The organism is Phycicoccus sp. DTK01, assembly GCF_017312765.1.
Classification (GTDB): Bacteria; Actinomycetota; Actinomycetes; order Actinomycetales; family Dermatophilaceae; genus Phycicoccus; species Phycicoccus jejuensis.
In genome coordinates this window covers 94,506-113,938 of the sequence record NZ_BOPU01000007.1, presented here as the reverse complement: position 1 = coordinate 113,938, position 19,433 = coordinate 94,506, and the positions used below count along the sequence as shown (strand labels likewise).

Here is a 19,433-nt window from a genome sequence, read left to right as displayed (position 1 = left end):
AGCCGCGCTCAGCCCTCGTCGCGCCAGGAGCGCCACAGGGCCGCGTAGTCGCCGTCGGCCGCCACGAGCTCGTCGTGCGTGCCGAGCTCGCGGACCCGTCCGTCGTCGACGACCGCCACCCGGTCGGCGTCGTGCGCCGTGTGCAGCCGGTGGGCGATGGCGACGACGGTCCGGCCGGTGAGCACCGCGCCGAGCGAGCGCTCGAGGTGGCGCGCCGCGCGCGGGTCGAGCAGCGAGGTCGCCTCGTCGAGGACGAGCGTGTGCGGGTCGGCGAGGACCAGCCGGGCGAGGGCCACCTGCTGGGCCTGCGCCTCGGTCAGCGGGTGCCCGCCGGAGCCGACACGGGTCGCGAGCCCCTCGGGGAGGGCTTGCGCCCAGTCGAGGGCGTCGACGGCGGCGAGCGCGGCGCGCAGCTCGGCGTCGTCCGCCGCCGGCCGGGGCAGGCGCAGGTTCTCGGCCAGCGTCCCGACGAACACGTGGTGCTCCTGCGTGACGAGGGCGACCTCGCCGCGCAGGGCATCGAGCTCGAGGTCGACGAGGGGCACGCCGCCGACCGTGATGCGCCCGGTGCGCGGGCCGTCGACGCCCGCGAGGAGCCGCCCGAGCGTCGACTTGCCGGCGCCGGAGGGGCCGACGACGGCCAGCCGCTCCCCGGGGCGCAGGTCGAGTGAGACGCCGTGGAGGACGTCCTGCCCCTCGCGGTAGGCGTACCGGACGTGCTCGACCGACAGGTCCTCACCGTCCGGGGTCGCGCCGGTGGCGACCCGGTCGGCCGGGACCTCGCCGACGCCGAGGATGCGCGACATCGAGGTCGCCGCGAACTGGATCTCGTCGAGCAGCTCGATGAGCTCGCCGAGCGGGTCGAGGAGCCGTTGGACGTAGAGGACGACCGCGGTCGCGGTGGCGACCGGGACGACGCCCTCCCACGCGAGCCAGCCACCCCAGAGCAGCGCGCCGGCGACGGGCGCGAAGAAGCCGACCTCGAGCCACGGGAACCAGCGCAGGCGCAGCCCGATCGTGTAGCGCTCGGCGTCGTGCGCCTCGGCGAGCGCCTCGTCGAAGCGCGCCCCGCGCTCGGCCTGGAGCCCGAGGGCGTCGACCGTCGCGGCGCCCTCGACGGTCTCGGCCGCGACGCCGTTGAGTCGCGCGTACGAGGCGTGCTCCCAGAGGTAGCCGGGCCCCGCGAGGCGCAGGTAGCGGCGGGTCGGGAGGAACCACACCAGGGGCGTCAGCAGCAGCGGCAGGGCCGCCAGCGGTGACGCCACGACGGTCGCCACGCCGGTCACGAGCACCGTCGTCACCGACACGACCATCGTCGGCACGCCGAAGCGGATGACGTAGCTGATGGCGTCGACGTCGTTCGTCGTGCGGGCGAGCAGGTCGCCGGTGCCGGCCCGCTCGACGGTCGAGAGGGGCAGGCGCACGGCCGAGGCGACGAAGTCCTCGCGCAGCCGGGCGAAGACCTGCTCGGAGAGGACGAACGAGCTGCGCCGCGCCACCCACGTCGTCGCGGTCTGGGCGACCAGGGCGGCGGCGAGCAGGCCGACGAGCACGTCGATGCTGTCGATGCTCGCGCGACCGGTCGTCACGAGCCCGACGACCTGGCCGACCACCCAGGGCGCCGCGAGGCCGACGACGGCGGCCAGCAGGTGCCAGAGCAGCACGAGGCCGAGCGCCCCCCGGTGCTCGCGCAGGAGGACGCGCACGTGGGCGCGCACGACCGGCCCGGCCGCGATGGGCAGGGTCCGGCGCGCGTGGTCGGTGTTCCCGCGCAGGGGCGACATCAGTCCTCCTCGCCGCGGACGACGACCGATCGGTAGGCCGGGCACTCCCGCGAGAGCTGCCGGTGGGTGCCGGTCGCGACGACCTCGCCGTCCTCGACGAGGTGGACGACGTCGGCCCGGTCGAGCAGCAGCGGGCTGGCGGTGACGACGACGGTCGTGCGGCCGGCGCGGTGCGCCGCGAGCCGCTCGGCGATGCGGGCCTCGGTGTGCGCGTCGACCGCGCTCGTCGGCTCGACGAGGACGAGCACCTCGGGGTCGCGCAGGAGGGCGCGGGCCAGGGCCAGGCGCTGGCGCTGCCCGCCGGAGAGCGAGCGTCCCCGCTCCTCGAGCTCGCCGTCGAGGCCGCCCTCGACGGCCGCGAGGGCGTCCGCCGCGTCGGCGACGTCGAGCGCCACCCGGCGGGCGTCGTCGTCCGGGCCGCCGAGGGCCTCGCGCAGGGGACCGCTGAAGAGGCGGGGGTCGGGCTGCGAGACGAGCACGAGCCGGCGCACGTCGGCCACGGCGAGGTTGTCCAGGGCCGTGGCCCCCCACGTGACGCCGTGGCGACCCGCGACCGTCCGGCCGAGCCGGGCCGCGACGCCGGCGGTGTCCTCGGGGCGGGCCGCGACGAGCGCGGTCAGGCGGCCGGGCTCGACGACGACGCCCGACGTGGGGTCGACGAGCGGGCCGGCCGGAACCGTTGCGCCAGAGGCCGGCCCGGCCGGTCCGGCCGGGTGGTCGGGCTCGACGGCGAGGATGCGCGAGATGCGGCGCGCCGCCACGCGCGTCGTGATGAGCTTGTCGGCCATCTCGACGGCGGTCTGCAGCGGGATGGTGAGGAAGGCGGTGTAGCCGTAGTAGGCGACGAGCTGCCCGGCGCTGATCCGGCCGTCGACGGCGAGGTGCGCGCCGACCCCGGTGACGACGAGGACGAAGATGCCGGGCAGCAGGACCTGGGCGGCGTCGAGGGTCGCCTGGGTGCCGGCGACCCGGACACCGGCCCGGCGCACGGTCTGCGACTGGCTCCGGTAGCGCTCGAGGAAGGTGTCCTCGCCGCCGATGCCGCGCAGCACCCGCAGCCCCGAGACGGTGTCGGCGCCGAGCGCGGTGAGCCGACCGGCCTCCTCGCGCTGGGCGGTCTGGCGGCGCTGGAGGGGCTTCATGACGAACGCGAGCGACGCCACGAGCAGCGGACCGCCGACGAGCATGATGAGCCCGAGCAGGACGGAGCCGCGCAGGAGGATGACCGCGACGACGACGAACGACACGACGGCCCCCATGAACCGGGCGAAGACGTCGAAGCTGTGGCCCATCCGGCCGAAGTCGCTCGTGAAGCTGGCCAGCACCTCGCCGGCGGGCATCCGGCGGGTCAGCGCCGGTCCGGCGCGGCGGACGGCGAGGTCGGCGACGGTGCCCGCCCGGAAGGCGGCGGTCAGCCAGTTGCGGACCGCGAAGAGGTGGCGCCCGTTGCCGGCCGCGGCGGAGACGAGGCCGAGGCCGACGACCGCGAGCGACCAGAGCACGAGGGCGCGGCCGTCGCGCGCGACGATGCCGTCGTCGACGGCGCGGCCGACGGCGGCCGGCACGAGCGCGACGGAGAGCATCCACGGGATGCCGAAGCACGCACCCGCGACGAGGGTGCGCCACTGGCGGCGTGCGAGCCAGACGAGGAGGCGGTCGGCGCCGGTGGGCGGCAGGTCGTCGGGTCGCACGCCGTACGACCAGGGGGAGGGGTGCGTCGGCATGGTGCTCTCCACGCTAGAGGCCGGGTCGGCGCTCGGGCCAACGGTTTTCGGTCAGGGCAGGCGGTGTGCGCGCGAGGGAGCCGCAGCGGCGCGCGAGCGGGCGGCGCGCTCGGCGGCCTCGGCGGGGTCGAAGGGCAGCTCCTCGTAGGTGTCGCCGACGCCGATGCGCCCGCCCTCGACCACTCGGAAGACCGTGCCGGCGCGGTCGTGCAGGGCGGCCGCGGCACCGGGGGCCACCTCGTCGTCGAGGATGCGGCAGGGCGCCGCCACGCGGACGACCTCGAGCAGCGTCCCGCCGAGGCGGGCGCGGGCGCCCGGGACGGAGACGACCCGGCCCCCCGAGACGGTGACGTTGCGCCGGGTGCCTTGCGGCGGGACCGGCGAGCCGAGGCGCTCGGCGGCCTCGGCGAGCTGGTCGGCGGACTGCACGGTCACGTGGCGGTGGCGGGAGCCGTGGTAGCGGTCGCCGACGAGGCCGGCGCCCGCCTCGGCCTCCACGGCGTCGAGGGCGCGCATCGGCAGCCGGCGCCCCGGGGCAACGTGCAGGGCGGTGACGACGCGGGCGTCCGGGCTGCTGCTCACACGTGCCCCAACACCCCCTCGCGCCTCCACATTTCGGGGTCACCCCGAAATGTCCACGAGACCCCGGCTCGGTTCCGGGGTCTCGCGGACGAACCGGGGTCCCGGGGCGCCGGCGCACCACCATCGGCCGTCGGCCACCGGCGCACCACCGTCGGCCGTCGGCTGCCGATGCACCGTCCCCGGCCGGCGGGCCGGGCGTCCAGCCGGCTCACGTACCCTCGGGAGCGTGCTGCGGACGGCCCTGACCCCGAGGTTCCTCGGGCTGCTCGGGCTCGTCCTCGTCGTGGGCGTCGTGTTCGTCCAGCTCGGCCGCTGGCAGCTCGGGGTGGCGGAGGGCAACGCCCAGCGCGAGGCCGTCGAGGAGGCCCGCGCCGCGAAGCCGGTCGCCCTCACCGAGGTGCTGGGCCCGCACGAGCCCTTCCCCGGCGAGCTGTCGTCGCGGCCGGTCACGGTCAGCGGCCGCTACGTCGACGGGCAGGTCCTCGTCCCCGACCGCCGGCTCGACGGCCGCGCCGGGTCCTGGGTCGTCACCCCGTTCCTCGTCGAGGCGACCGGCGGCACCCTGCCGGTGCTCCGCGGCTTCGTCACCGACCCCGCGCAGGCCGGCGCCCCGCCCACCGGGACCCTCACCCTCGAGGGCGGCCTCGCCCCCTCCGAGTCCCCGACGGACGCCGTGACCCCCGGCCCCGGCGAGATCGCCTCCGTCGACACCTCGGTGCTCGTCAACACCTGGTCGGGCGACCTCTACAACGCCTTCGTCTTCCTCTCCGCCGAGCGTCCGGCCACCGGCCCGCAGCTGACCAAGGTCCCGACCCCGCTCGCGCCGACGGGCGTCACCTGGCGCAACGCCGCCTACGCCGTCCAGTGGTGGGTCTTCGCCGCGTTCGCGCTCTGGTTGTGGTGGCGGATGGTGCGCGAGGCGCACGAGCGGACCGCTGCACCCGCCATCGCGACGGCGGGTGACAATGGAGCCCGTGAGCACTCCTGAGGCCGGCCGCGCCGGCACCGCGATCGCCCCCGAGGACGTCGACGCCGTCCGCCCCCGCCTCACCTTCTTCAAGGTGATGGCCTTCATCGTCGGCATCGGGCTGCTGGTGCTCGTCGTCGAGATGGTCCTGTCCTACGGCTTCCAGATGAAGGGCCAGGACAACCCGCTGTACTGGTGGCCGCAGCCGCACGGCTTCATCTACATGGTCTACCTCGTCGCGACCGCGCTGCTCGGCTTCAAGGTCGGGTGGCCGCTCGGGAAGATGGTCCTCGTCATGCTCGCCGGCTGCGTGCCGTTCCTCTCCTTCTGGGTGGAGCGCAAGGTCGCCGGCGAGGTCGAGGCGAGCCTCGCCGCCGCGCGCCGATAGCCTTGACGCCGTGAGCGACGCCCCGGAGCTGCCCGCCGACCCCTCGCCCGTCGACCCCTCCCACGCCGTGGTCGAGGGAGGTGAGCCCATCCACCTCGCCGACCGGCCCGTCCTCGTCGTCGACTTCGGCGCGCAGTACGCGCAGCTGATCGCCCGGCGCGTGCGCGAGGCCAGCTGCTTCAGCGAGGTCGTGCCCAGCTCGATGCCGGCCGACGAGATGCTCGCCAAGCAGCCCTCGGCGATCATCCTCTCCGGCGGGCCGTCGTCGGTGTACGAGGAGGGTGCCCCGCGCCTCGACCCGGCCGTGCTCGAGGCCGGCGTCCCCGTCTTCGGGATGTGCTACGGCTTCCAGGCGATGGCCCTCGCCCTTGGCGGCAGCGTCGCCCGCACGGGCCTGTCGGAGTTCGGCGCCACGCCCGCGACCATCACCGACACGAGCTCGACGCTCTTCAACGGCCAGCCGTCCGACCAGTCGGTGTGGATGAGCCACGGCGACTCCGTCGAGGAGCCCCCGGCCGGGATGCGCGTCACGGCCACGACGGCCGGCGCCCCCGTCGCCGGCTTCGAGGACGACGAGCGCCGGCTCTACGGCGTCCAGTGGCACCCCGAGGTCATGCACTCGACCTTCGGGCAGCGCGTGCTCGAGAACTTCCTCAGCAAGGGCGCCGGCCTCTCGGGCTCGTGGACGGCGGCCAACGTCGTCGAGGAGCTCGTCGGCGCCGTGCGCGAGCAGATCGGCGACAAGCGGGCCATCTGCGGCCTCTCCGGCGGGGTCGACTCGTCGGTGGCCGCGGCGCTCGTCCAGCGCGCCGTCGGCGACCAGCTGACCTGCGTGTTCGTCGACCACGGCCTGCTGCGCGCCGGCGAGGCCGAGCAGGTCCAGCAGGACTTCGTCGCCGCAACCGGGGTCGACCTCGTCACCGTCGACGCCTCCGAGCAGTTCCTCTCCGCGCTCGCCGGGGTCAGCGACCCCGAGGAGAAGCGCAAGATCATCGGGCGCGAGTTCATCCGCGTCTTCGAGCAGGCCGCGCGCGACATCGTCGGCTCGCACGAGGGCGAGCACCCGGTCGAGTTCCTCGTCCAGGGCACGCTCTACCCGGACGTCGTCGAGTCCGGCGGCGGCACCGGCACGGCGAACATCAAGAGCCACCACAACGTCGGCGGCCTGCCGGACGACCTCCAGTTCAGCCTCGTCGAGCCGCTGCGGCTGCTCTTTAAGGACGAGGTGCGCCAGGTCGGCCTCGAGCTCGGCGTGCCCGAGGGCATCGTCTGGCGCCAGCCGTTCCCGGGCCCCGGCCTCGGCATCCGGATCGTCGGCGAGGTGACGCGCGAGCGCCTTGACATCCTGCGCGCCGCCGACCAGGTCGCCCGTGAGGAGCTCTCGGCCGCCGGCCTCGACCGCGAGATCTGGCAGTGCCCGGTCGTGCTGCTCGCCGACGTCCGCTCGGTCGGCGTCCAGGGCGACGGCCGCACCTACGGGCACCCGGTCGTCCTGCGGCCGGTGTCGTCCGAGGACGCGATGACCGCCGACTGGACCCGCATCCCCTACGACGTGCTCGCGAAGATCTCGACCCGCATCACCAACGAGGTGCGCGAGGTCAACCGGGTCGTCCTCGACGTCACGAGCAAGCCGCCGGGCACCATCGAGTGGGAGTGACCCGCGGGACGCGCTCCCCGCGCGGGGCGCGGCGTGGCAGGCTGGGCGGCAGTACCCGCCGGTAACCCACCCCCGAGGACGGTCATCCATGGAGAGCTCGACGACGAGCGTCACCGCCACCGACGGCACGGCCGTCTTCGTCCACCGCTGGCTGCCGGACGGTGACGCACGCGGCGTCGTCGTCGTGGCGCACGGGATGGCCGAGCACTCCGCCCGGTACGCCCGCCTGGCCGAGGCGCTGACCGCCGCGGGCTACGCCGTCCACGCCCCCGACCACCGCGGGCACGGGCGCACCGCCTCGGCCGCCGACCACGGCTACTTCGCCGACCGCGAGGGCTGGGGGGCCGTCGTCGCCGACCTGCGCGCGGTCATCGCCGACGCCCGCGCCGAGCACGCCGGCCGGCCGGTCTTCCTCCTCGGGCACTCGATGGGCTCCTTCCTCAGCCGCTCGCTCGTCGTCGAGGACTCCAGCGGGCTCGCGGGACTGGTCCTGTCCGGGACCGCCGGCGACCCCGGGCTGCTCGGGAAGGTGGGGGCGGCCGTGGCCGCCGGCGAGGCCCGGCTGCGGGGCCGCCGGCACCAGAGCGCGCTGATGGACAAGCTGACCTTCGGCCAGTACAACGCCGCCTTCAAGCCGACCCGGACCGACTTCGACTGGCTCTCGCGCGACCCCGACGAGGTCGACGCCTACGTCGCGGACCCGCTGTGCGGCAACACCTTCACCTCCGGGTTCTTCGTCGACCTGCTCGGTGGGCTGGCCGGCATCAACGACCCGAAGAAGGTCGCGCGGGTGCGCCGCGACCTGCCGGTGCTCCTGGTCAGCGGCGACGCCGACCCGGTCGGCGACGGCGGCAAGGGCCCGCGAGCCGTCGCGCAGCAGTACCGCGAGGCCGGGCTGACCGACGTCACCTGCACGCTGTACCCCGGCGCCCGGCACGAGCTGTTCAACGAGACCAACCGCGACGAGGTCACCGAGGACGTCGTCCGCTGGCTCGACGCGCACCTGCCCGGCTGACCGGCCGGCGCCATCCGGGCGGGGCGTCGGCCCGAGACCCCGGTTCGTCCACGAGACCCCGGTTCCGAACCGGGGTCTCGTGGACATTTCGGGGTGACCCCGAAATGTCGATGCGCCGGGGGGCCGGGGTCGGATGCGAGCCGGGGCGGCGTCTCTGGCTAGGGTTGGCCGCGTGTTGAGAACGGCCGCCGCCGTCGTCGCGGGCAAGACCGCACGAGCCATCGCCCGACGCCGGGGCGGGGGGTCGGCCTTCCCCGGCCTCGTCGCCGAGCGGATCGACCCGGGCATCCTGCGGCACGCGCTCGCCGACGTCCGCGGCGGCATCGTCGTCGTCAGCGGCACCAACGGCAAGACGACGACGACGAAGATGCTCGTCGCGCTCCTGCGCGCCCACGGCCGCAGCGTCTTCACGAACCCGACGGGCTCGAACTTCACCCGCGGCGTCCTGTCCGAGATGCTCCCGCAGCTGCCGGTCAGCGGCCGCCTGCGCAGCGACCTCGCCGTCGTCGAGCTCGACGAGGCGCACGCGATGCGCTTCATCGCCGAGGTCCCGCCGACCCACTCGCTCCTGCTCAACGTCGCGCGCGACCAGCTCGACCGGTTCGCCGAGATCGACCACACCGCCGACCTCCTCGCGCGGCTCGGCGCCGCGAGCACCGAGGGCGTCGTCGCCAACGCCGACGACCCGTTCATCTCCCGCGCGGCCGGCGCCGTCGACGTGCCCGTGCGCTGGTTCGGGCTCGACGCGTCCATCGCCGACCGGCTGCCGGAGCTGACCGAGCACGACGCCCGCTTCGACGACGAGCCGACGACGTACGAGCCCGGTCCCGGCGACGCCCGCCTGCGCCCCCGCGACGAGCGCGCCTTCGACGTCGTGTTCGACGACGTCGTCGTCGGCCCGGTCACCCTCCAGCAGCGCGGCCTGGCGGCGATGATCAACGCCACCGCGGCCACGACGACGGCCCGCCTGCTGCTCGGCGACGCCTTCGACGCCGCCACCGCCGCCGAGGCGCTCGCGGCCGTGCGCCCGCCGTTCGGGCGCGGCGAGGTCGTCATGGTCGACGGCCAGCCGCTCGAGCTCGTCCTCGTCAAGAACCCGGCGGGCTTCGGGGTCGCCCTCAGCACGTACGGCACGACGCCGGTCGCGACGATGGTCGCCATCAACGACAACGACGCCGACGGCCGCGACGTCTCGTGGCTCTACGACGTCAGCTTCGCGAGCCTGCGCGAGCGCGGCGTCGCCCTGACGAGCGGGGTGCGCGCCTACGACATGGCGCTGCGCCTGCACTACGACGACGTCCACACCGACCGCGTCGTCCCCGACCTCGACGAGGCCCTCGACGCCCTGCTCGCGGCCCACCCGGACGAGCCCAAGCGCATCTTCTGCACCTACACGGCGATGATGGCGCTGCGGCGCACCCTCGCCGCCCGCCACGGCCTCGACCGCTTCGGGGAGGAGACGCCCGCATGAGCACGACCGAGCGCTACGAGCCGGCCGGGACGAGCAAGGGGACGATCACCCTCGTCCACCTCTACCCGCGCGAGATGAGCATCTACGGCGACCGCGGCAACACGCACGCGCTCGCCGGGCGGATCCGCCGGCACGGGTACACCGCCGAGGTCGTCCTCCACGACCCGGGCAGCGACTTCCGGCGCGACGCGCACCTGTTCACCGGTGGCGGCGGCCAGGACTCCGGCCAGGCCCGCGTCGAGGCCGACCTCGCGGCGATCGGCCCGACCCTGAAGTCGCTCGCCGAGGACGGCGTCCCGATGCTCATGATCTGCGGGATGTACCAGCTCTTCGGCAACAGCTTCCACACCGTCGGCGGCCAGGTGCTGCCCGGGCTCGGCATCCTCGACGTGACGACCCGCGGCAACGACAAGCGGATGATCGGGCCGGTCTGCCTCGAGACCGAGCTCGGCCGGGTGGTCGGCTACGAGAACCACTCCGGCTCGACCGTGCTCGGCAGCGGGCAGGAGCCGTTCGGGCGGGTGCTCGCCGGCCACGGCAACAACGGCGAGGACGGCACCGAGGGCGCGCGCCGGCTCAACGTCATCGGCAGCTACCTGCACGGCCCGCTGCTGCCGGCCAACCCGATGGTCTCCGACGCGCTCATCGCCGTCGCCGCCGAGCGCGCGACCGGTCGTCCCTTCGAGCCGGCCGAGCTCGACGACCCCCTCGCGACGCAGGCCCGCGAGCGCCAGGTGCGCCGCCTCGTCGGCACCCGCTGACGCTCCTCCAGCGCATCCCATCGCGGGCTACACCGCAGTAAGTGCTGCTGTGGCGACACGTACTGCGCCGTAGCGCGCGACACCATCTGCGGGCTCGGTGCGGGCTACACCGCAGTAAGTGCTGCTGTGGCGACACGTACGGCGGCGTAGCCGGCGCCGGGACGGGGTGGGGAGGGTGCGTGACGGGCGCGGCTGACAGGATGGCCGGGTGAGTGAGAGCACCCCGGACGCCGTCGCCGCCGCCTTCGCCGAGTACGTCACCGCCTCGCCGACGGCCTTCCACGCCGCCGCCGTCGCCCGTGACCACCTCGTCGCCGGCGGGTTCACCGAGCTCGACGAGAGGCAGGCCTGGCCGAGCGCGCCCGGTGCGTACGTCGTCGTCCGGGACGGCGCGGTCATCGCCTGGCGCGTCCCCGAGGGCGCCGGCGCGACGACGCCCTTCCGCATCCTCGGCGCGCACACCGACAGCCCGACCTTCCGCCTCAAGCCCAACCCGGTCGTGCGCGAGCACGGCTGGGAGCGGCTCAACGTCGAGGTCTACGGTGGCCCGACCTTCCCGTCCTGGTTCGACCGCGACCTCGCCGTCGCCGGCCGCGTCGTCGACGCCGACGGCAGCACGCGCCTGGTCCGCTCCGGCCCGGTCGCGCGCATCCCGCACCTCGCGATCCACCTCGACCGCGCGGTCAACGACGGGTTCGCCCCCGACGTGCAGCGCCAGCTCCTGCCGGTCGTCGGGACGGCCGACGGCCCCGCCCCGGACGACCGCGCCCACTGGCTGCGCGGGCTCGTCGGCGACGCCGTCGCCTGGGACCTCTTCCTCGCCGACACCCAGGAGCCGGCCCGCATCGGCGCCCGCGGCGACCTGCTGGCCTCCTGGCGGATGGACAACCTCACGAGCGTCCACGCCGGCCTGCGCGCCCTCCTCGACGCGCCGGCCGACACCGACCACATCCCCGTGCTCGCCGCGTTCGACCACGAGGAGGTCGGCTCGGACTCCGTGACCGGCGCCGGGGGACCGTTCCTCGAGGACGTGCTCGGCCGGGTCCTCGAGGGGCTCGGCGCCGGGCGCTCCGACGTCGCGCGGGCCTTCCGTTCCTCGTGGCTGCTCTCGAGCGACGCCGGCCACCTCGTGCACCCGGGCCACCCCGAGAAGCACGACCCCACGAACCGGCCGCGCCCCGGCGGCGGCCCGCTGCTCAAGGTCAACGCCCGCCAGCGCTACACGACCGAGGCCCGGGGGGAGGCGCTCTTCGCCGCCGCCTGCGAGCGCGCCGGCGTGCCGTTCCAGCACTACGTCAACCCGAACACGATCCCCGGCGGCTCGACGATCGGCCCGATCGCGGCGACCCGGCTCGGCATCCCGACGGTGGACATCGGCGTCGGCCTGCTCTCGATGCACTCGACCCGCGAGCTCGTCCACGTCGACGACCTCGCGGCGCTGCACGGCGCGGTCGCGGCTTTCCTCGCCGGCTGACGGAACGAGCCCGAGAACCCCTCAGGCGGGCCTGGCGAAGACCGGCTCCTCGCCCTCGGCGGGGGGCTCGGACTTGGCGCTGAGCGACCACAGCAGCCACCCGAGCCCGCCGAGGGGCACCTCCATGAGGTGGGTGATGATCGAGAAGAGCACGACTCCGGCCGTGGCCTCGGCGTTGCCGGCGCCCCACCCGACGAGGACGATCGTCGTCGCGGCCTCGGTGACGCCCACCCCGCCCGGCGTGATGCCGACGGCGGTGAGCAGCCGGCCGATGGCGTACGCCGCGAAGAGCAGGTTGAGCGGGAGCATGACCCCCGTCTCGCGCATCACGAGGACGAACAGCACGTAGTACGCGCCGAAGAAGCCGACCATCCCGAGGGTCATCGACCACCAGCGCCAGCGGACGACGTCGATGATCCGGCTGCGCAGGTCGCTCACGAGGTCCTCGACGCTCATCGTCGAGTCCGGCCGGCGCCGTCGCACGAGCGGGCGCAGCGCGCGGTCGATGAGCGCCCCCGCCCGCTGGGCCACCCGCTCGCTCGCGAGCATCCCGGCGACGGCGCCGATGACCGCGAGCCCGGTCAGCGAGCCGGCGACGGCGAGGTCGGAGAGCGCCTGGGGGAGCGTGACGCCCCCGACGACGAGGACGAGGATCGCGACGACCGGCAGCGCGATCCGGGCGAGGACGTTCCAGACGCCCGTGACGATCGCCGAGGTCGACGTCGCGCGCCGCGAGAAGCCCCACGAGCGGCACATCGCGTACGTGGCGGCCAGCCCGACCGCGCCACCGCCGGGCAGCAGGTTCGAGACCGACGACCCGCAGAGGTTGATGATGAGCGCCTTGCCGTGCGTCAGCCCGCGCAGCGACCCGGTGAAGGTGAAGGTGTAGCAGTACAGGCCGAGCAGCATGAGCAGCTGGAAGCCGATGACGTGCAGCGGCGGCACGGTGCTGATGACGCCCCAGATGTCGCCCCACGAGGTCTTCGCGAAGAACGGCAGGCCCCAGACGAGGAGGACGACGGCGAGCGCGAGCCCGAGGCCGAACTGGAGCAGCTGCCGGCCGTGCCGCGGCGTCGCGACCGAGGGCGCGCTCACGGCAGCCCCTCGAAGACGTCGGTGGCCACGGGTCCCCCTGCCGGTCGTGACGGGTCGCGGAACCACTCGCGCCCGAAGACCAGATCGTAGAGGGGACGCGGGATGCGCAGGAACGCCGCGAGGGTGCGGTCGCCGGTCTGCCCGCCCGCGCCGACCTCGGCCGCGCCGCCGCCGGTGGCCTGCGACGCGTGCGCGCGCATCGAGGCCCGCTTCGCCGCGACGTGGCGGCGCACGTCGACGCGGTGGGTGATGTCGCGCCGCGCCGAGAACGCGCGCTCGAAGCTCGTCGGGTCGAACTCGGCGGGGAAGCGGTAGACGCGGGTGAGCATCCGGATCGCGCGGACGATCGTGTCGCGCGGGACCGTGGCCTCGAGGACCCGCGGGGTGCCGGCGACGACCGCGGCGCGGGCGGCGACCTCGTGGACGCGCCGGTGGTCGCGGTGCCCGTAGCCGCCGTTGGCGTCGTAGGACAGCAGGACGTCGGCGCGCTCGGTGCGCAGCACGGCGGCCAGGCGCTCGGCGGCCTCCTCGAGCGGCGCCCGGCAGAACCGGGTGAGGCCGGGGGCGTCCGGCTCGGGCTCCGGTCCGGAGCCGCTGTCGGCGTAGCCGAGCCACTCGACCCGGGCCACGCCGAGCGCCGCGGCCGAGAGCTCCGCCTCGTGCAGGCGTCGGGTGCCGAGCCCGCCGTCGCGGCGCAGGTCGTCGGCGGCCAGGCCCGCGCCGCCGTCGGTGGCGAGCACGAGCACGACCCGGTGGCCCTCCGCGGCGGCCTTCGCCATCGTGCCGGCCGTCAGGAGAGCCTCGTCGTCGGGATGGGCGTGGAACGCCACGAGCGTGCGGGACATCGGGCCCATCCTCGCGCATGGCAGGGTGGACCCTCGTGAAGGTCGCCCTCCTGTCGGACTGCTACCCGCCGCGGCTCGGTGGCATCGAGCGGCAGGTGCACGACCTCGCGCACGCGCTGACCGCGGCCGGTCACGAGGTCGAGGTCTTCACGGCGACGACCGGCCAGGATGGCGAGCGCGGTGGCGTCATCACGGTCGAGGACGGCGTGGCGGTGCACCGGCTGGCCATCCCGCTGCCGAACGGCGTGCCCGTCAACCCTTTCGCGCCGCCCGAGCTACGACGGCGCCTCCTCGCGGGTCGCTTCGACGTCGCGCACGCGCACCTCGGCGTGGTCAGCCCGTTCGCCACCGACGCGGTGCGGGTGGCGCTGGGGGTCGGGATGCCGGTCGCCGCGACGGTGCACTGCGTCCTCGGCCGGTGGGTGCCGCTCTTCCGCGCCGCCGGTCACCTGCGCCGGTGGGCCGGGCGCGGGGTGGCCCTCACCGCGGTCTCGCGGATGGCCGCGGCGCAGGTGCGCGAGGCGGCCGGCGGCGCCCCGGTCGGGGTGCTCAACAACGGGATCGACGCCGCGTGGTGGGCCGCCCCGGCCGACACGAGCGACCACGCGGACGGCGCCGACCGCGACGGCGTGCACGTCGTCACCGCGATGCGCCTCGTCAGCCGCAAGCGGCCGCTGGCCCTGCTCGGCGCCCTCCACGAGGCCCGCCGGCGGCTCGACCCCGCAGTGCCGCTGCGCGCCACCGTCGCCGGCGAGGGACCGCAGCGCCGCGCGATGGAGGCCTACCTGCGCGCCCGCGAGCTCGACTGGGTGTCGATGCCCGGACGCCTCGACCGCGAGGGGCTGCGGCGGCTGCACCACTCGGGCGACCTGTACGTGACGACGGCGCGGCTCGAGGCCTTCGGCATCGCCGCCCTCGAGGCGCGGGCCGCCGGCCTGCCCGTCGTCGCGCCGGCCGGCACCGGGGTGGACGACGTCGTCGAGGACGGTGTCGACGGCCTCCTCGCGAGCACCGACACCGGCGTGGCCGACGCCGTCGCACGCCTGGCCGGCGACGACGCCCTGCGGGGCCGGATGCGCGCGCACCTGCGGCAGCAGCCGCCCCGCCAGGACTGGCCCTCGACCGTCGCCGCGACGCTCGACGAGTACCGGCGGGCCGGCGCGTCGTGATCACGGTCCGGGGGGTGCGCGGAGGGCGCGAGGTCGTGTCGTTCGTGCTCGGGCACGGGGAGGACCCCGCGGCGGGCCTCGCGGCGCGCGGCTGGGAGCCGCTCGGGTCGTCCGTGGAGGGCGTCCTGCCGTCGATCGTCCTCACCTTCCGCGTCGAGGCCGTCACCTCGAGGGTGCCGGCGCCGCCCGGCGGTCCCGGTCTGTCCGAGGCGGACCGGGCGCGCGTGGAGCCGCGGCAGCGGGTCGCGGCCTACGCGGTCGTCGTCGACGACGACCGGCTCCTGCTCACGCGGCTCGCGCCGCTCACCGGGGCGCAGGGCCGCTGGACCCTGCCGGGCGGTGGCCTCGACGATGGGGAGAGCCCGCGCGAGGCCGTCGTCCGCGAGGTGCACGAGGAGACCGGCCAGGACGTCGACGACGTGCGCTTCGTCGACGTCATGACCCAGCACTGGGTCGGGCGCTCCGAGCGCGGCGCCGAGGACTACCACGCGGTCCGGCTGCTGCACACCGCCCGCTGCACGCGGCCGACCCGCCCCGTCGTGCACGACGTGGGCGGGTCGACGTCCGAGGCGGCGTGGGTCCCGCTCGGGAGGCTCGGCGGCTACGACCTCGTGCCGACCGTTTCCTACGCGCTGCGGGCGACCGGGGTCGTGCCGCGGCGCTAGGCGCGCGGCTCGCGCTCGCGGCTCCCGCGCAGACCGAGGAGGCCCACGAGGACGACCAGGACGCCGCCGGCGACCACGGTCCACGGCCCGAGGTCGGACCACGGGATGCTCACGTCGGCGACCTCGGACACGACCACCGCGCCGGCGGTCACGAGCCCGAGGACGCCGAGCAGGAGGGCGAAGGGGGCCGGCCCACGGCGCCAGCGGGGCTCGACCGGCCCGGGCACGGTCTCGAGGTGGGTGCGCCCCTCGTCCGCCCCGAGGGCGGGACCCTGCGTGGTCGTCGCGGCGGGGTCCGGTCCGGGCACGGTGGCGGTGGACCGGTCGTCGTCGAGCCCGAGCTCGGTGCGCAGGGGGCGGGTGGTGTCGTCGGTCATGGTCAGCTCTCCTCGATGATGGTCACGTCGCCGATGCCGACGTCGGTCGTCACGACGAGGTCGGGGCGGTCGGCGTCACCGACCGAGAGGGTGCGCGAGACATCGGTGCCCGAGCGGGTCTCGAGCGTCTCCAGCCCGCCGTCGGTGCTCTCGCGGTCGTGGCGCAGCTCGCCGACGCCGACGCGGTTCTCGACCCGGACGTCCAGGCCGTCGGGCACGCGGACGGTCAGCTCGCCGACGCCCATCGACACCGAGACGGTCGCGGGGTCGGAGGTGGCGGGCAGCGCCGCGAGGCCGCCGAGGTCGAGTGTCGCGTCGCCGGCGCCGAGCGAGTAGGTCGCCGGGAGGGCGGTCGCCGTGGGGGTCCAGACGCGGTCGCCGACCCCGCCGCGGGCGGTGGAGTGCGTCGCGCCGAACGCGGCGACCGTCACGAGCCCGAGGACGATCACGAGGAACCCGCTGAAGCCGGATGCCCGGCCCGTGGCCCCGAGCCCGAGGACGACGGCGGAGACCGCGGCGAGGGCGAGGGCGAGGCCGAGGACGACCGGCTCGCCGGTGAAGCCGAGGGGCTCGGCGACGGCGGCGACGAGGCCGACGATCGCGATGACGAGGCCGAGCGAGACGAGGCCGACGAAGCCGCTGGGGCGGCGTCGGCGAGGCGCCGGGGGAGGCGGCGGGCCGAGGGGCTGCGGCGGGGCCGGCGGCACCGGCATCCCGCCGGAGGGGCCCTGCGGTCGGGGTGCCCAGCCCCCGCCGGGAGGCGGCGGCGGTGTGCCCCAAGCCGGCTGCTGCGTGGGCGGGTAGCGGTAGGCGGTGGCCGGGTCGCCGGTGGGCGGCGCCGGGGGCGGTGCGGACATCGTCGCTCCTGCGGGGGGAGGGGGCGGGGCCTGGCCGGCCCACGGGGTCGGGGTGGCGCGGCTGCGCGTCGCGACGAACCACACGACGAGGCCGACCGGGACGAGCAGCCAGAGCGAGCCGCCCCACGCGTTGCCGTCGCCGAGCACCGAGACGGCGCCGACCAGCAGGACGATCCCGGTGAGGACGAGCAGGACGATGGCCCACGCGTCGCTGCCGCGGATCGCGCGCTCGGCGAGGACCTCGCCCCGGGCGTCCGGCAGGAGGAGCCACAGCACGAGGTAGAGCGGGATCCCGATGCCGCCGGCGATGGTCAGCGCGATCGCCGCGGCCCGGATGAGGAGGGGATCGACGTCGAAGCGCGCGGCGACGCCGGCGCACACGCCGCCGAACCAGCGGCGCTCGGTGTCGCGGCGGACGCTCGAGCGGCGCAGTCGGGCGAGCCCGTCGTCGATCGCGGACGGCGCGCCGGTCGGCGGCATCTGGGAGGTGGAGCTCTCGGTCATGGCACCACTGTGGCCGCGCGGGGCGGGGCGCGGCCATGAGGGTCGACCCTGAGCACCCCCTGACCGGACCCCGGCGGGCGGGTCGCAGGCGTCGGTCGTGCGTCAGGATGGAGTCGTGCCCACGCCCTACGAGCCCGCCGCGACCCGCGTGCGGACCGATGCCGGCCCCCTCCCGGGGGCGCCGCCGTCGCGCCCGCCGCTCGTCCGCGACCGCTCGGCGGGCTGGACGCCGGGCGTGTGCGACGCCGTCGCCCGCCACCTCGGCGTCTCGCGCCGGCTCGTGCGCGTCGCCGCGGTCGTCCTCGCCTTCTCCGGCGGGGCCGGTGTCGCGGCCTACCTCTTCCTCTGGGCCCTGACCCCCGAGGCCGACGGCCCGGGGGGCGCGGGCGGCCCGGTGCAGGCACGGGTCTGGTCCGAGCGCCGCCGCTGGGCCGTCCTCCTCGTCGCGGGCGTCGTCCTCGTCGTCGCCGGTGGCGCGCTGCTCGTGCCCGGGGTCGGGATGACCGCGCGCGGGTCGGTCCTGCTGCCGCTGTTCGTCATCGGCGTCGGGGCGGTCGTGGCGTGGTCGAACCTCGATGCCACGCAGCGCTCGCGGTGGCTGACCGGCGGCCCCGACGGGATGGGCTGGGTCCGGGTGCTCCTGGGCTCGGGGCTCGCCCTCGTCGGTGTCCTCGTCCTCGTGACGCGCGGCAGCTCGGTCAGCGTCCTCTGGGACGCCGTGCTCGCGGCGCTCGCCGTCCTCGTCGGTGCGCTCATCCTCGCCGCGCCGTGGGCGCTGCGGCTGTGGGCGGACTTCCGCCGTGAGCAGGACGCCGCCGTCCGCGCGACCGAGCGGGCCGACATCGCCGCGCACCTGCACGACTCGGTGCTCCAGACCCTCGCGCTCATCCAGCGCCAGTCCGCCGACCCCGCCGCCGTCACCCGGCTCGCCCGCGCCCAGGAGCGCGAGCTGCGCAGCTGGCTCTACGACGGGCCGCAGGGGTCGCAGGCCTCGCTGGCCGCGCTCGTCACCGAGGTCGCGCACGAGGTCGAGGACCTGCACGGCGTCCCGGTCGACCTCGTCGTCACCGGCGACCGACCGTTCGAGCAGCACGGGGTGGCGCTCTCGCGGGCGATGCGCGAGGCGCTGCTCAACGCCGTCCGGCACGGCGCGCCTCCGGTCACGGCCTACGTCGAGATCGGGCCGGCCGGGGTCGAGGCGTTCGTCCGCGACCGCGGTACCGGCTTCGACCTCGACGCGGTGCCCGAGGACCGGCTCGGTGTGCGCCGCTCGGTCCTCGAGCGGATGGAACGGCACGGCGGGAGCGCGCGGGTGCGCCGGCGCGACGACGGGACCGAGGTGGAGCTGCGGCTGCCACCGATCGAAGGAGACGACACATGAGCAGCACCCAGACCCCTGCCCCGACGGCCCCCGTGCGCGTGGTGCTCGTCGACGACCACCGGATGTTCCGCACGGGAGTGCGCGCCGAGCTGACCGAGGCGATGGCGGGAGCGAGCCCGGTGTGCGAGTTCGTCGGCGAGGCACCGGACGTCGACACCGCCATCGCCGTCATCCGGGCCGAGACGCCCGACGTCGTGCTGCTCGACGTGCACCTGCCCGGCGGGTCCGGCAACGGGGGCGGCGACGTCATCCGTGGGTGCGCCGGGGTCGAGACGGCCTCCGGGGCGCCGGTGCGCTTCCTCGCGCTGTCGGTGTCGGACGCGGCCGAGGACGTCATCGCCGTCATCCGCGCCGGCGCCCGCGGGTACGTGACGAAGACGATCGGGGCGCGCGACCTGCTCACCGCCGTGCGGCGGGTGGCCGACGGCGACGCGGTGTTCTCGCCGCGGCTCGCCGGGTTCGTCCTCGACGCGTTCGGGGCGGCGGCCGGCGAGATCGCCGAGGTCGACGAGGAGCTCGACCGGCTCTCGGCGCGCGAGCGCGAGGTGATGCGCCTCATCGCGCGCGGCTACCAGTACAAGGAGGTGGCCAAGGAGCTGTTCATCTCCGTCAAGACCGTCGAGACGCACGTGTCGTCGGTGCTGCGCAAGCTCCAGCTGTCCTCGCGCCACGAGCTGACCGCGTGGGCGATGGGGCGGCGCCTCGTCTGAGGCCCCC

At 75.7% G+C, this 19,433-nt stretch carries 18 protein-coding genes; 11 read left to right on the top strand and 7 right to left on the bottom strand.

The window, feature by feature from the left end:
- Positions 1-8: 8 nt before the first annotated feature.
- Genes J3473_RS14980 through J3473_RS14970 form a run of 3 tightly spaced genes read right to left on the bottom strand, consistent with a single transcriptional unit; the run spans position 9 to position 4,090 of the window.
- A complete protein-coding gene (locus tag J3473_RS14980; RefSeq protein WP_207024677.1) occupies positions 9-1,784 on the bottom strand; it encodes an ABC transporter ATP-binding protein in 1,776 nt (591 codons plus the stop codon).
- Positions 1,784-3,508, bottom strand: coding sequence for an ABC transporter ATP-binding protein (locus tag J3473_RS14975; protein ID WP_207024675.1), 1,725 nt, complete (start codon positions 3,506-3,508; stop codon positions 1,784-1,786). The genes J3473_RS14980 and J3473_RS14975 overlap by 1 nt, the downstream gene beginning before the upstream one ends.
- Positions 3,509-3,559: 51 nt before the next feature.
- Positions 3,560-4,090, bottom strand: coding sequence for an MOSC domain-containing protein (locus tag J3473_RS14970; RefSeq protein ID WP_242525897.1), 531 nt, complete (start codon positions 4,088-4,090; stop codon positions 3,560-3,562).
- A gap of 226 nt (positions 4,091-4,316) precedes the next feature.
- Here J3473_RS14970 and J3473_RS14965 point away from each other — a divergent pair, with 226 nt between their 5' ends.
- The 7 genes from J3473_RS14965 (at position 4,317) to J3473_RS14935 (ending at position 11,823) form a co-directional block, all read left to right on the top strand.
- Complete coding sequence (locus tag J3473_RS14965) at positions 4,317-5,078, top strand: SURF1 family protein (RefSeq protein ID WP_207024673.1); 762 nt, start codon at positions 4,317-4,319, stop codon at positions 5,076-5,078.
- A gap of 22 nt (positions 5,079-5,100) precedes the next feature.
- Complete coding sequence (locus J3473_RS14960; RefSeq protein WP_256437950.1) at positions 5,101-5,445, top strand: DUF3817 domain-containing protein; 345 nt, start codon at positions 5,101-5,103, stop codon at positions 5,443-5,445.
- A gap of 67 nt (positions 5,446-5,512) precedes the next feature.
- On the top strand, positions 5,513-7,102 hold the full coding sequence (guaA, locus tag J3473_RS14955) for a glutamine-hydrolyzing GMP synthase (RefSeq protein WP_084696836.1): 1,590 nt from the start codon (positions 5,513-5,515) through the stop codon (positions 7,100-7,102).
- An 88-nt stretch (positions 7,103-7,190) separates the two neighbouring features.
- Entirely contained in the window at positions 7,191-8,117 is a 927-nt protein-coding gene (locus J3473_RS14950; RefSeq protein WP_207024669.1) for an alpha/beta hydrolase, read from the top strand.
- 172 nt (positions 8,118-8,289) lie between these two features.
- Positions 8,290-9,588: a Mur ligase family protein gene (locus J3473_RS14945; protein ID WP_030528795.1), complete on the top strand. Its 1,299-nt coding sequence runs from the start codon at positions 8,290-8,292 to the stop codon at positions 9,586-9,588.
- A complete protein-coding gene (locus tag J3473_RS14940) occupies positions 9,585-10,349 on the top strand; it encodes a type 1 glutamine amidotransferase (protein ID WP_036830189.1) in 765 nt (254 codons plus the stop codon). Before J3473_RS14945 ends, J3473_RS14940 begins: the two co-directional genes overlap by 4 nt.
- Positions 10,350-10,557: 208 nt before the next feature.
- Positions 10,558-11,823, top strand: a complete 1,266-nt coding sequence (locus J3473_RS14935; protein WP_207024667.1) for a M18 family aminopeptidase — start codon at positions 10,558-10,560, stop codon at positions 11,821-11,823.
- Between the two features lie 21 nt (positions 11,824-11,844).
- Here the strand turns inward: J3473_RS14935 and J3473_RS14930 are convergent, their stop codons facing one another.
- Both J3473_RS14930 and J3473_RS14925 read right to left on the bottom strand, forming a co-directional pair.
- Positions 11,845-12,918, bottom strand: a complete 1,074-nt coding sequence (locus tag J3473_RS14930; RefSeq protein WP_242525896.1) for a lysylphosphatidylglycerol synthase transmembrane domain-containing protein — start codon at positions 12,916-12,918, stop codon at positions 11,845-11,847.
- A complete protein-coding gene (locus tag J3473_RS14925) occupies positions 12,915-13,772 on the bottom strand; it encodes a PIG-L deacetylase family protein (RefSeq protein WP_207024665.1) in 858 nt (285 codons plus the stop codon). Before J3473_RS14925 ends, J3473_RS14930 begins: the two co-directional genes overlap by 4 nt.
- Before the next feature lie 26 nt (positions 13,773-13,798).
- Here J3473_RS14925 and J3473_RS14920 point away from each other — a divergent pair, with 26 nt between their 5' ends.
- Both J3473_RS14920 and J3473_RS14915 read left to right on the top strand, forming a co-directional pair.
- A complete protein-coding gene (locus J3473_RS14920; RefSeq protein ID WP_242525895.1) occupies positions 13,799-14,932 on the top strand; it encodes a glycosyltransferase family 4 protein in 1,134 nt (377 codons plus the stop codon).
- Between the two features lie 14 nt (positions 14,933-14,946).
- On the top strand, positions 14,947-15,597 hold the full coding sequence (locus J3473_RS14915) for an NUDIX hydrolase (RefSeq protein WP_242525894.1): 651 nt from the start codon (positions 14,947-14,949) through the stop codon (positions 15,595-15,597).
- Here J3473_RS14915 and J3473_RS14910 read toward each other — a convergent pair.
- Together J3473_RS14910 and J3473_RS14905 are read right to left on the bottom strand one after the other, a co-directional pair.
- Positions 15,594-15,974, bottom strand: coding sequence for a hypothetical protein (locus tag J3473_RS14910; protein WP_207024662.1), 381 nt, complete (start codon positions 15,972-15,974; stop codon positions 15,594-15,596). The two genes, J3473_RS14915 and J3473_RS14910, sit on opposite strands and share 4 nt — an antisense overlap.
- Positions 15,975-15,976: 2 nt before the next feature.
- Complete coding sequence (locus tag J3473_RS14905; RefSeq protein ID WP_207024660.1) at positions 15,977-17,335, bottom strand: PspC domain-containing protein; 1,359 nt, start codon at positions 17,333-17,335, stop codon at positions 15,977-15,979.
- 115 nt (positions 17,336-17,450) lie between these two features.
- Here J3473_RS14905 and J3473_RS14900 point away from each other — a divergent pair, with 115 nt between their 5' ends.
- Entirely contained in the window at positions 17,451-18,716 is a 1,266-nt protein-coding gene (locus J3473_RS14900) for an ATP-binding protein (RefSeq protein WP_242525893.1), read from the top strand.
- On the top strand, positions 18,713-19,426 hold the full coding sequence (locus J3473_RS14895; RefSeq protein ID WP_030528785.1) for a response regulator transcription factor: 714 nt from the start codon (positions 18,713-18,715) through the stop codon (positions 19,424-19,426). Before J3473_RS14900 ends, J3473_RS14895 begins: the two co-directional genes overlap by 4 nt.
- Positions 19,427-19,433: the final 7 nt, after the last annotated feature.

Bases quoted from the DNA above. Each gene is read 5' to 3' on its own strand.
- J3473_RS14925 (WP_207024665.1), bottom strand. From the start codon at position 13,772: ATGGGCCCGATGTCCCGCACGCTCGTGGCGTTCCACGCCCATCCCGAC.
- J3473_RS14980 (WP_207024677.1), bottom strand. From the start codon at position 1,784: ATGTCGCCCCTGCGCGGGAACACCGACCACGCGCGCCGGACCCTGCCC.
- J3473_RS14895 (WP_030528785.1), top strand. From the start codon at position 18,713: ATGAGCAGCACCCAGACCCCTGCCCCGACGGCCCCCGTGCGCGTGGTG.
- J3473_RS14975 (WP_207024675.1), bottom strand. From the start codon at position 3,508: ATGCCGACGCACCCCTCCCCCTGGTCGTACGGCGTGCGACCCGACGAC.
- J3473_RS14905 (WP_207024660.1), bottom strand. From the start codon at position 17,335: ATGACCGAGAGCTCCACCTCCCAGATGCCGCCGACCGGCGCGCCGTCC.
- J3473_RS14950 (WP_207024669.1), top strand. From the start codon at position 7,191: ATGGAGAGCTCGACGACGAGCGTCACCGCCACCGACGGCACGGCCGTC.
- J3473_RS14910 (WP_207024662.1), bottom strand. From the start codon at position 15,974: ATGACCGACGACACCACCCGCCCCCTGCGCACCGAGCTCGGGCTCGAC.
- J3473_RS14940 (WP_036830189.1), top strand. From the start codon at position 9,585: ATGAGCACGACCGAGCGCTACGAGCCGGCCGGGACGAGCAAGGGGACG.